The sequence below is a fragment of the Sodalis sp. RH16 genome (genome assembly GCF_047324245.1).
Taxonomy (GTDB): Bacteria; Pseudomonadota; Gammaproteobacteria; order Enterobacterales; family Enterobacteriaceae; genus Acerihabitans; species Acerihabitans ligni.
The window spans coordinates 5,231,682-5,243,931 of record NZ_CP178737.1 but is presented as its reverse complement, the minus strand read 5'-3'; the positions used below and the strand labels follow the sequence as shown (position 1 = coordinate 5,243,931).

The 12,250-nt window shown below is 51.1% G+C and carries 8 protein-coding genes and 1 tRNA gene; 4 read left to right on the top strand and 5 right to left on the bottom strand.

The window, feature by feature from the left end; translation table 11 throughout:
* Positions 1 to 19: 19 nt before the first annotated feature.
* Entirely contained in the window at positions 20 to 4,090 is a 4,071-nt protein-coding gene (gene putA, locus ACL2XJ_RS24000; RefSeq protein WP_413724743.1) for a trifunctional transcriptional regulator/proline dehydrogenase/L-glutamate gamma-semialdehyde dehydrogenase, read from the bottom strand.
* 391 nt (positions 4,091 to 4,481) lie between these two features.
* Between putA and ACL2XJ_RS23995 the strand changes: the two genes are divergently transcribed.
* Positions 4,482 to 4,730, top strand: a complete 249-nt coding sequence (locus ACL2XJ_RS23995; protein WP_413724742.1) for a hypothetical protein — start codon at positions 4,482 to 4,484, stop codon at positions 4,728 to 4,730.
* 66 nt (positions 4,731 to 4,796) lie between these two features.
* Positions 4,797 to 5,588 carry a phosphate starvation-inducible protein PhoH gene (gene phoH / locus ACL2XJ_RS23990; RefSeq protein ID WP_203521181.1) on the top strand — a complete coding sequence of 264 codons (792 nt, stop codon included), beginning with the start codon at positions 4,797 to 4,799 and terminating at the stop codon, positions 5,586 to 5,588.
* Between the two features lie 71 nt (positions 5,589 to 5,659).
* On the opposite strand, the gene ACL2XJ_RS23985 is transcribed toward phoH, so the two are convergent.
* The 4 genes from ACL2XJ_RS23985 to ACL2XJ_RS23970 form a co-directional block, all read right to left on the bottom strand.
* Positions 5,660 to 5,749 (bottom strand) — tRNA-Ser (locus tag ACL2XJ_RS23985).
* A 622-nt stretch (positions 5,750 to 6,371) separates the two neighbouring features.
* Complete coding sequence (locus ACL2XJ_RS23980) at positions 6,372 to 7,220, bottom strand: ATP-grasp fold amidoligase family protein (protein WP_413724741.1); 849 nt, start codon at positions 7,218 to 7,220, stop codon at positions 6,372 to 6,374.
* The gene (locus ACL2XJ_RS23975) at positions 7,201 to 8,511 is read right to left on the bottom strand and encodes a flippase (RefSeq protein WP_413724740.1); all 1,311 of its coding nucleotides are present in this window, start codon (positions 8,509 to 8,511) and stop codon (positions 7,201 to 7,203) included. The genes ACL2XJ_RS23980 and ACL2XJ_RS23975 overlap by 20 nt, the downstream gene beginning before the upstream one ends.
* 446 nt (positions 8,512 to 8,957) lie before the next feature.
* Entirely contained in the window at positions 8,958 to 9,674 is a 717-nt protein-coding gene (locus ACL2XJ_RS23970) for a winged helix-turn-helix domain-containing protein (protein WP_413724739.1), read from the bottom strand.
* Positions 9,675 to 10,641: 967 nt separating this feature from the next.
* Between ACL2XJ_RS23970 and ACL2XJ_RS23965 the strand changes: the two genes are divergently transcribed.
* Positions 10,642 to 11,583, top strand: a complete 942-nt coding sequence (locus ACL2XJ_RS23965; protein WP_413724738.1) for an NAD(P)-dependent oxidoreductase — start codon at positions 10,642 to 10,644, stop codon at positions 11,581 to 11,583.
* Positions 11,584 to 11,672: 89 nt separating this feature from the next.
* Entirely contained in the window at positions 11,673 to 12,221 is a 549-nt protein-coding gene (locus tag ACL2XJ_RS23960) for a molecular chaperone (protein WP_413724737.1), read from the top strand.
* Positions 12,222 to 12,250: the final 29 nt, after the last annotated feature.

Sequence of the window (12,250 nt, the reverse complement as noted above, 5' to 3'; positions counted from 1 at the left end):
CCGATGCCGCTTAAAATCCCTACCCCAACGTCATCAGGCTGGTATTGCCGCCGGCGGCGGCGGTGTTCACGCTCACCGAACGCTCAATCAGCAGCGGCTCCAGCAGAATGGCCGTGTCGCCCCGGGCGTAACCGTGCACCTGAATGATGGGGCCGGGGCGCCGGGCCACAGCGCCGCACAGGGTAAGCAGTTTATCCGAATCGCCGTGAAACAGTACCGCATGTATGGGTTCGGCGGCGGCGGCCCAGTCCGGATTGAACAGGATTTTTTGCCGGACAGGCAATGGCAGGGCGTTGAACAATAAACGCGCCGCCGGCGTATCGGCCCACAGCGCGGTGGCGTCCATGGCGAACACAGCGGCCAGTTGGGTCAACAGGTCCGTATCGTCTTCCGCCAGACACAGCACCCGCTCCCTGGGCAGCAGGCGATAGGCATTCTGCTCTCCGGTGGGGCCGGTCAACAGACGCGTTGTCCCGGCCTGGGACAGCGTGCCGAAACGACGGAACAGAGCGGCCCGCTCGGCGCCGTACTCTTCCTCCGCCCAAACCGCCAGCGCCCGGAGCGCCGGCGTGAGTTCTTCCATCGGCTGCACCGCCGCCGGGCCGTTATCCAGCACCCGCAGCGATGCCGGTGGGCAGTCTATCGGGCGGTGGGACAGCAGGCGATAAAGATAAAGGGGACCGCCGGCTTTGGGACCGGTGCCGGAAAGGCCTTCGCCGCCGAAGGGTTGTACGCCCACCACGGCGCCTACCATATTGCGGTTGATATAAACATTGCCCACCCGCGCCAGCGACACCACCTGCTCGATGGTCTCATCAATGCGGGTATGCAACCCCAGGGTAAGCCCGTAGCCGCTGTCATTGATTTGGCCCATTAACCGGGCCAAATCGCTGCGCCGGTAGCGCACCACGTGCAGCACCGGACCAAAGATTTCTTTATCCAGTTGGCCGACATGGTCCAGTTCGATCAGCGTCGGCGGCACAAAGGTGCCCGCTTCAAGTTTCTCAGGCAGTGGGGCCGCCTGCGTATCGGCATCGTCCCGAGGAGCCTGCCACACAGGATGCCCGGCCTCGCCCATGGCGGCAATATGATCTTCAATCAACCGTTTGGCTGACAAATCAATGACCGGCCCGATATCGGTGGAGAGGCGGCGGGGATCCCCCAGTACGCACTCCGCCATGGCGCCCCGCAGCATGGTGAGAGTGCGTTCGGCCACCTCTTCCTGTAGACACAGCAACCGCAGCGCCGAACAGCGCTGGCCGGCGCTGTCAAAGGCCGAGGCGATAATATCGGTCACCACCTGCTCGGTAAGGGCGGAGGAGTCCACGACCATGGCGTTAAGCCCGCCGGTCTCGGCAATCAGCGGCACCGTGCGTCCGTGGGGATTCAAGCGGGTTGCCAGGGTTTTATTAATGGCGGCCGCCACGGTTGTGGACCCGGTAAACAAGACGCCGCGTATCCTTGAGTCCGCCACCAGGGCCGCGCCGACGGTTTCTCCGTCGCCGGGCAACAGCTGCACCGCGCCGGGAGGCACTCCGGCTTCCAGCAGCAGCGCGACGGCCTGGGCGGCAATCAGCGGTGTCTGTTCCGCCGGTTTGGCCAGCACGGTATTACCGGCCGCCAGCGCCGCCGAAACCTGGCCGATAAATATCGACAGTGGAAAATTCCACGGACTGATACAGGCCACCGGGCCCAATGGCCTTAGATCGCCGTCGTCGATGCACTGAATCTGGCCGGCGTAATAACGGAGAAAATCCACCGCTTCCCGTACTTCGCCAACCGCATTGGCCAGGTTTTTACCGGCCTCGCGTACCAGTAAGCCCATCAGCGTCTGCATCCGCGTCTCCATCAGCGCCGCCGCCCGCTCCAGGATTGCCCCCCGCTCATTGGCCGGCGTGGACGCCCACATAGGGGCATAATGCAGCGCAGCGTCTATGGCGCGGCGCACCTCGCTCTCGGTGGCGTCGCGGCAAATGCCTACCCGGTCGCGGCGGTCGGCGGGATTCACGATCGGACGGGATTCACCCCTGGGCAGTCCCTCCGCCGGGACGATTAGCGGGGTATCGGGACTGTCGTGAACGGCCGGAAAAACAGGCTGGTTAGCCGCCGGGTCATTGGGCAATCCGCCGGCGATGACCGGTTCGGCCAGCCACAGCCGCTGACCGCTGTTAAGCAGGCCGCTGGAGAGGGACGCCAGACGGTGTTCATTGGCCAGGTCGAGACCGGCGGCATTGAGCCTATCCGCGCCATAGAGATGGCGGGGCAGGGGAATGGCCGGGTGCGGCAGACCGATACAGCCCTCCTGCTCCCCCAGCCGGACCACGTCCTCCACCGGGTCGGCAATCAGTTGGTCCAGGGGAATGGCGGGATCAGCGATACGATTGACAAAAGAACTGTTGGCGCCGTTTTCCAACAATCGGCGCACCAGATAGGCCAGCAGGGTTTCATGGGTACCCACCGGCGCATAGATGCGGCAGGGACGGTTTAGCTTGTCCTCGGTGGCGTTGCCCACCACCAGGTCGTACAAGGGTTCGCCCATGCCGTGCAGGCACTGGAACTCATACTGGCCAGGGTAATAATTCTGTCCGGCAGCGTAATATATCGCCGCCAGGGTTTGTGCGTTATGGGTGGCGAACTGTGGATAAATATATTGCGGCACCGCCAGCAAACGGCGCGCGCAGGCCAGATAGGAAATATCGGTGTAAGCCTTGCGGGTAAATACCGGGTAGCCCTCTAGCCCGTCAAGCTGGGCGCGTTTGATTTCACTGTCCCAATAGGCGCCCTTGACCAGCCGGATCATCAGTCGGCGGCGGCTTCTTTTGGCCAGATCCACCAATTCATCGATAACCCAGGGGCAGCGCTTCTGGTAGGCCTGGATCACAAAACCCACACCGTTCCAACCCGCCAGCGCCGGCTCAAAACAGAGTTTGGCGAGCAAATCGAGGGAAAGCTCCAGCCGATCGGCTTCTTCGGCATCGATATTGATGCCGACATCATAATGCCGCGCCAGCAGGGTTAGCGCCAGCAGGCGCGGGTAGAGTTCCTCCATTACCCGCCCGTATTGAGCGCGGCTGTAACGGGGATGCAGCGCCGACAGCTTGATGGAGATGCCCGGTCCTTCATAGATTCCTCGGCCGTTGGAGGCTTTGCCGATGGCGTCAATGGCCTGCTGATACGAGACCATATACGTCTGCGCGTCGGCATCGGTCAGGGCGGCTTCCCCCAGCATATCATACGAATAGCGAAAGCCTTTTTGCTCTAGCCGGCGGGCATTGGCCAGCGCCTCGCCGATATTTTCGCCGGTAACGAACTGTTCCCCCATCAGCCGCATGGCCATATCCACCCCTTTGCGTATCAGCGGTTCGCCGCTTTTGCCGATGATACGGTTCAAAGACCGTGTAAGGCTGGCTTCGTTATGGGTGGAGACCAAACGGCCGGTAAACAGCAGGCCCCAGGTAGCGGCATTGACGAACATCGACTGGCTGCGGCCGACATGGGCCTGCCAGTTGCCCTGGCTGATTTTGTCTCGGATCAGCGCATCGCGGGTGGCTTTGTCAGGGATACGCAGCAACGCCTCCGCCAGGCACATCAGCGCTACCCCCTCTTGTGACGACAGGGAAAATTGCTGCAATAAATGTTGTACCATCCCGGCCCGGCCGGTGCCGCTTTTTTGCGTGCGCAGCGTTTCGGCCAGCCGCGCGGCCAGCCGGTTTACGGCCTGCGCCTGGGGAGCCGGCTGGCGGGCCTGCTCAAGCAGTAGCGGGACCGTATCGGGTTCGGGCCGCCGCCACGCCGCGGTGACGGCGGCGCGCAATATGGACTGGGGCAGAATGTCCTGAGCAAAATCTAGGAAAGGGCGAGGCGCCGCTTCCAAGCCAAGGTCGACGATATTTTCGCTGTCGGCTATCTCAGCGGCGGCGCTGTCGGCATCATTATCCGGCATGGCGCCGTCGCGCTCCAATACCTCAAGGTAGCGGAAAATGGCCTGTTTTATTAACCAGTGCGGAGTACGATCAATGCGTTGGGCCGCCAGTTTTATCCGTTCCCTGGCCGCCTCATCCAGTTTAACCCCCATCGTCGTGCTTGCCATGCTGACACCCTGCTGAACAATAGATGCAACACTATCGCTAAAGTTGCAACTAAGTGCAACTCAGTTAAGAAATGTTTAACTTATGGTTAAAGTCTTGGCCGACCGCAGTGAAAATGAGAATTGTCCGGCTGCGATTATTATATAAATATAATATTATTCATAATCTAACCATTTTATTTGTAATAAATAATTTCACCGTAAAGCGAAGCGGTAATTCCCCATTTAGCGATGAATTGATTATTTATTGGCCTCTTGCAAAAAAAATTGTTGCAATGAGGCAGCAGTTTGTAGCAATGTCATTATACTCAAGTTAGGAAGCGCCAGTTAGCAAGCGCGTCGGTTCCGGCAGTAGCGGCGACGCGAAATATAAACCTCACTATGGGGATCGCTAATGACAGTGTCCTTTTATGGGCTGACTTTACCACCGGATGTTTTTCAATCGCCACCGAAGCGCTCGGCGATTACCACCTCAACACTATTCCCGATTTACGGCAACGCTTTCGCCCCCCGCAATTCCCGATATCCCTATTTTCCTCCTGATGAAAAAACCGCCACGCATTTTTCAGACATATGCAAAGGGTTTATTTCATCCCGTCCAACGGCTCGCTATGGCTTTAAAGGAAGCCACAACCTCATCTGAATGTGAAGCGTAATCACCGGGGTTTACTCCCTTGTGAATGGTGAAACAAACTGTAAGGTGCCACTTATGGGAAGACAAAAAGTAGTGATCAAAGCTCGTCGCGAAGCTAAACGTGTTATCCGGCGTGAGTCACGCAACCATAAAATGCGTGAAGAGGACTCGGTCACTTCTCTTGTTCATATGAGCGGGATTGAATCGATTGGCATGGCGCGGGATTCCCGCGACACTAAGTTAATTGAGGCACGTAATGAAGTTCAGGAATATTACTTAACTGCCATAGAAACCAAACAGTTGATATTCGCAACCGGCGAGGCGGGTTGTGGTAAAACCTTTCTGAGCGCCGCCAAGGCGGCGGATGCGTTAATACATAAAGAGGTCGAGCGCATCATTGTTACCCGGCCGGTGTTGCAGGCCGATGAGGATCTGGGTTTCCTGCCCGGGGATATTGCTGAAAAATTCGCCCCTTATTTTCGACCGGTCTACGATATATTGTTGCGCCGGCTGGGATCGTCTTTTATGCAATATTGCCTGCGACCGGAAATCGGCAAAGTGGAAATAGCGCCATTTGCCTATATGCGGGGTCGGACTTTTGAAAACGCGGTGGTCATCCTGGATGAAGCGCAGAATGTCACCGTCAATCAAATGAAAATGTTTTTAACGCGCCTCGGGGAAAATGTCACGGTAATTGTGAATGGCGATATCACCCAGTGCGATTTACCTCGCGGCGTTAAATCGGGTCTGGAGGATGCCCTGGAGCGATTTACTGAAGAGGACGACATGATTGCCGTCGTGCGTTTTGGTAAACAGGACTGCGTTCGTTCGGCACTGTGCCAGCGCACGCTTAACGCCTATCGATAAAGACCGGGGAAACAACTTCCCCACGTTCAGGTAATAAAAAGCCCGGCATAAAAGCCGGGCTTTTTTTATTCTGGCGGTGAGAGAGGGGTTCGAACCCTCGATACGCTTTCGCGTATACACACTTTCCAGGCGTGCTCCTTCAGCCACTCGGACACCTCACCACGTCGTTACCGCAGGGGTAACGGGGCGGTACTATAGGGATTCGGTCCATTCCGGTCAAGTATAATTTCTCGCTCACCGCCTGTTTGCTCAGGCTTTGAGCGTAGGAGACGAATTTCTAATGTCCGGCGGCCTAAAAGAAATACAAGGCCGTTAACGTTGATCGCTGCCGGTATTCATCCCGGCTGTTTACTATGGCTAAAAAGCTCTCCGGCCTGGCAATTTTCCCGAGCTTGGGTAAAGCAGGGAAATTTTCACAACTTCTGTTAGTCTCATCCGGGGCAGGGGAGGGGGCTTTTCAAGTACTGCCATAACGGATTGCATCTGCAGATGGCTGCGCAACGCCGTGCGGCGTTGTGCTGAATCGGCGATACTGTTTTCCTTTGCATAAGATTGACCGGCATAAAACAGCCAAGGCAAGCCGGAAGCTGCAAAAAAAACGCTAACCCAATTTTGACAACCGGATTTGAACACGTGTAAAACGGGGGGAGACCGGCCGCAAATTTCCTTCCTGCAGCGGCATAGTTTTTCCCCCGGCCTTCAAGCACCGAAATGGCGAGATAAGAAACATCACAACAACAAGCGGCACTGAACAATCGGGTCGATAAATATAAGTATTATTAATCAATCGGTGAAAAAATCACCCCATTGCCGCTGCGTCTCCTGCGGATACATTTTGCAAAGTCCACCGCCTGGAGTGAATGTCAATTCGCCAAAATAGATTTTGCCGTCAGCCTCATAAAAATCAATTCGCAAATAAGAAAATTGCTCGGTGATACGCGTGGCTAAGGATAGCATTTCTTCCAGATTGTCTGGAGCGGGCATAGGTTCCGGATTGTTGGGCAGCCCCATCCGTATATTGGTTCTGTTCCACTGGGTATCGAATATATCACGCCGATGAATGCCAAACCGATCGTAGTCCACTTGGATGAATATATGCATTTCTCCCATGCGGTTAAAACAATGAAATTTTATATCGTTAGGAACCTTGCCCTTATGAAGCAATAATTGTTCAACTAAAATACGCGGTGGAATAGCTTTGTAATGCTTTTCTCGAGAAAGTTTATAATAATTACTTTCTGTCCATTGCTCGGTAATTGTGCTTAATTTCTCAAATGTAATTTCAGATTTGTTATGGACAATCATATTAAAGCCACAACCATGGTTAGCCTTAATCACAAAAGACTCAGGTAATTCATCAAAAATTGAGCGAGTGAGTACAGGAAATGAAGCATGCAATTTAATGAGATATTTTTCACCGATAGTGCTAGCTATATAATCCCGCACTTTTAATTTGTCCGCCAGCTCGGTATAAATTGACTTAGGCTTAAAATTGCGCACGATTATTTTTTCACTAAAGGTCTTGGGCTTGATGACGTTTGGCCATTGTTTGAAGACCCGAGCATATTTTATCTGATGATATAATACATCGGGTAACAGCTTACTGGCCTGTTTAGCGAGCGGATTTAACATAGCTTCGAACCTCGTTTATTAAGAGTGGGACGCTTTTATAGGCACAAAACAGCGGGTATGTAACGAGCCCATTTTTGAACAACGCATTAAGACATATTAATGAGACCATTTCGGCGGTTAAGGTGGACAGAGCAGCGCCCTTAATCCCATAGAGAGGTATAAAAAAATAATTCAGACCAATATTAAGCAAAGCAATCACGGCCATTTTCACGGAGACAAAATGATAGCCGGAGTGCAGAAGGATGACTCGGTAAGACAGCGTGCCCAATACGCTGCAAAGTGAGGTCAAGGCACACATCCAGAGAATATCCGCGGCGTCGGCAAAACGAATGCCATAGATTAACAGTATGATTTTATTGCTAAATATTGAAAATGTCAGTATCACTGGCAGCGATAAAACCAGAATAATCAAATAAAGCGAGCGAATCCTCTCAGTGCTTCGGCGGCTATCCCGCTCTGCGGCGATAATGGTCATGTAAGAGGTAATGAAGGCCATCGGCACGATGGCCCAGCCCTGGCTTAACGTCAACGCGGCGTTATAAATCCCCACCGCCTGGAAGCCTAAAAATTTACCCAGTAAAATCTGATCAATGCGGGTATAAATTACAATAGAGAGGCTGGAAATCAGCAAAGGCATGCCGACCTTCAGCAGATAAATATTATAAAAATCGAAATATTTAACCTTCAAAGGTTTTTTTAACACTGCCCGTGCTTTTTTCTGGGTGCGATTGAATAATACTCTACGCCATAAATAGGGTATAAAGCTGCGTACGACCATTGAAAAAGCAAACCAGATCAGGCTGAATTGATAATGCACCCAGATGAGATTGAGGCAAACAAAAATAACCAAGGAGACATTGTTAATGATGAGGTTGGTTTTTGACGCCAGGGTGGCGTCATAATAAAGCTTATAGATATCTCGTAGCGTGAAGAAGTTCGCCACAATCAGTACTATCATCACTTTTTGCTGGGCAATCGGCAACGCATGCTTTGCCCATAACAATAACCCCAGGCTAAATACTATAAACAGAACCAGCTTTAATCGTAGTGAGGCCGCCATTAGCAATACGCCACTGGCAGGCTTTTTGGCGATGCGGTTAAATAAAACGTTATCGCTGCCTAACTGAATAAAGGGTGTTACCAGCGCCATGATGGAAAGTAAATAACTTAATGTGCCGAAATTTTCTGGCCCAAGAAAACGGGCTACATACATGGCGGAAATGATGCCGGCTAACGCGAAGCACGATTTCTCCAAGATAACCCATAAAGAGTTAAAAATGATTTCCTTCATAATCCCCTTACTTCTCACGTTCGCCATTTGACAGAAGATTATCTTTAAATTGAACAGCCCAATTTAGAACCCTTAATAAGCAGTCATGCCAGCATCAGGCTGTCGTCAATACGCATTGTTATGTTTTCTTAGATATAACTTTATCGAATGGTTAACAAATAGCGGACTAAGAGAGTTTCTACAAGTGAAAAAGTATAAAACGGAGTGGGTGACATAAAATGAAATATATCTCACTATAAAATGGTATGAAATTTATCTAATAAGAAGTGAATTTTATTTTTTCTGCACGTTGATTTTTTATATCGGATCAAAAAAAGCCCGCTATACAACGCGGGCTTAGGGGTAGTTTGGAGGAAAACCCAGTTAATAATGCTCAATCTCGACTTAATTGCTTTAATTAGCAGTATCAATATTAAAATTGAGCATTGACTGTTAGCGAATTATGTTCATGAGCCATCAGGTTCGTATTTGAAACCTAAAGGGCAGGTTAGCTGCACCGATGAAAACCTGTTATTAAAGTTCAGCCATTCCAGATTGTAAGAGGCAAGGGATATTTTGATGATGGTATAGAAATAAACTAGAACTATCATTAAGATAACTGAAGTTAAAAAAACAAGGATTAATCTATTTTTATATTGATAAAATTTCTCTGCATAAATATAAAAAATCTTTTTAAATCTATTCAACTGGAACACTGTTGGCCTGGAAACGGTTCTCGACAGCCGAGCGTGGGTCGGGAAATCCCACATGGGCCCTGAATATATCTCCTCATCAACTGACCGGGTCGGTTTTGCAGCCGTCTCTATGGCCTGCTTCGGCAGGTCGAGCGTCGGCGGGCCTTCGGTGGATATTTTGTCGAAACTTATATTAACCATTTGTTTTTCTTCAATAATATAGCCAATACGCGGTATGGTCTTTATGATCCTATGCTCATGATCGCCCAGTTTTTGACGTACAGATTTGATGGTTTGATTAATCGTCGAGTCTGAGCAATACGTGCCTTTCCAAATATGGTTTACCAGCTGTTCTCGCGTCACCACTTGGGGTGAGTTTTGGACCAATAGACTTAGAATTTGATACTCTTTCCAGCGTAGTCGTGTATGTAAATCAGGTGCAATTCTTACATCGAGATGATCGATGATGATAGTTGGTGTAGGTTTCATCTCAAAATACCTCACTTTTAGATTTTTTTTTATGGCATTGCTGTTGAAAGCGTTACATGTAAAAAAAAAGTTTTCAAGAACTCCTAATCTTACCAAATATGGCTATTTTATTTTTTTCATCTGTTATTGGCATGTCATTGACCCCTCCTGTTAGCGTTATGCTTGATATAAAAATTATTCAATAGAACGCATATAACGATAGCTGAGGCCGTCAGGCTATGGGAGGGTAATAAATCTGAAATTGATCTGACGTCAGTGCGTGAAACTTGCAGTTATGAAATTTTTTTTGACCTGGTTTTTATGTGGATATAAAATAAATTTCATTGAAATTTTATTAGATTTCATCTATCAAACTGAATTTTATATTGACTTAAATTTTAGCAATGGTCTTTAGGTATGATGATTAAAAAAAGTAAGAAAAATCTGTCTCAAAAAGGAGGAAGAGAAAACGCTTGCGATAAAGATGATATAACTATATGAAAAATAAGATCTTAAAATTCATGGAGGAAGTTGTTTTTTTTAAAAAGCTATTTTAAATTCATCAAAATGAATAATTATTCAAGCCAGTCCATAATTAATGCGATCCAGTTATGGTAAAAAACGCTAACGATTGGCATGCTTATAAATTTAATGACATCATACAAATTATTTTTTCTTCATAATTGTTTTTCATAAACCTAAGTCTTTTCTTAAGGGACCAACGCTTTTTTTATGGCGTCCTTCCGGTTTTATGGACAAATCCTGGCAATGGGATGGCAAAAAAATCCCAAAAAAAGAGCATTAAATGTTAAATCAAATCCTGATTTCCTCATTTTTTTTCGTAAAACGTCATGTGGTGTCGTATTCATGATTCTTGCCAATGCGTGCAGCTCTTTTAGGCCGACTGTTTGCAGGGATTGTTCACCGCCTCGTCAGACGGTATGTTCAGATAGATTAAAGCGTTGCATTCATCAATAGGACCCGCGCCGTGGACATTATCTTTTATCATCCTTCCGAGCCTGTGGCACCGTGGATAGCCGGCATGGGGGCGCGTTTATCCGGCGCACATCTGCGGGCATGGCTGCCTGGAGACAGGCTGCCGGCGGATTATGCCCTGGTTTGGCATCCGCCGGTGGGCATGTTGACCGGGCGTACCGCCTTGAAGGGCGTTTTTATTCTGGGGGCCGGGGTAGATGCGTTAATGCAGACCCTGCGACAGCATCCGCGGATGCTGCCCGAGAGCATTCCTCTGATGCGCCTGGAGGATGCCGGCATGGCGGAACAAATGGTTGAGTATGTGCTGGCCGCAGTGCTGCGTTATTATCGCCGGCTGGACGAATACCTGTTGTGCCAATCCCGAGGAACATGGCGGGAGCTGCCGTTGTACGATAAGCGCCGCTTTATCATTGGGGTGGCGGGGGCCGGGGTCCTGGGACAGAAGGTGGCGAAATCCCTGGCCGATTGCGGCTTCCCGGTACGGTGCTGGAGCCTGACCCGCAAGAGCATACCTGACGTCGACAGCTTTGCCGGAGACGGGCAATTGCCTGGCTTTTTAGCCGGACTACAGGTATTGGTGAACCTCTTACCCAACACGCCCCGGACCGAAGGCATACTTAACGCGGAACTCTTCGCCCTCCTGAATCGGGGAGCATTTGTGATTAACGTCGCCCGCGGTGCCCATTTGGTTGAGGCCGATCTGCTGGCGGCGTTGGCGCAGGGGCAAATCGCCGCCGCTACGCTCGATGTTTGCCGTCAAGAGCCCCTGCCGCCCGACCACCCGTTTTGGCATACGCCACGGATCACCCTCACGCCGCATATCGCCGCCGTCACCGTATCCTCTTTAGCGATGGATAGCATAGCCGAAAACATAAGGCGCATTGAGGCCGGCGAACCTCCCGTTGGCTTGGTGGATCGCGACGAAGGATATTGAATTTACACGAGCAAAAAAACAAGCCGCCCATTGCGGAATTCATCAAATTATGACAAGGTCTGCAACCGTTTAATAATGCGGGTATTGCAATGAATGATTTTTCGATGGTTTGCCGGGTATTGGGAACCCTGTTTTACCGGTCGCCGCAGGATGCGGTACTGGCGCCGCTGATGGTGCTTATCACGGAAGGCAAGCTGACCGAACATTGGCCCCTGGAGCAGGATGCGTTATTGGCTCGCCTTGGCAAGAGCTGCGTGCCGCAGGCGTTAGCGGACGACTTTTCCGCCCTGTTCGCCGGAGAAACGGCCAAGGTGCCGCCTTTTCGCTCTTCCTGGCTCGACGCTCCGGAAAGCGACGTCCGCGCTTTTTTGGGAGAAGTAGGCATGCCGGTGTCGGAATCCGCCACCGACCATTTCGGAGCGCTGCTGCTGACGGCTTCATGGTTGGAAGATCATGCACAGCAGGATGAGATTATCGCCCAGTCCCGGCTGTTCGATGAGTTCCTGCTGCCCTGGAGCGACCTCTTTTTAGGCAAGGTGGAAGCCCATGCCGGCACCGATTTTTATCGGGTCCTGGCGGCTATCAGCCGGGAAGCCTTGCAGGCGATGCGAGAAGAGCTGGCGGAGGAGTCCGAGTAGGTGCGAAGCCGGCTCCGTTAACCGGCATC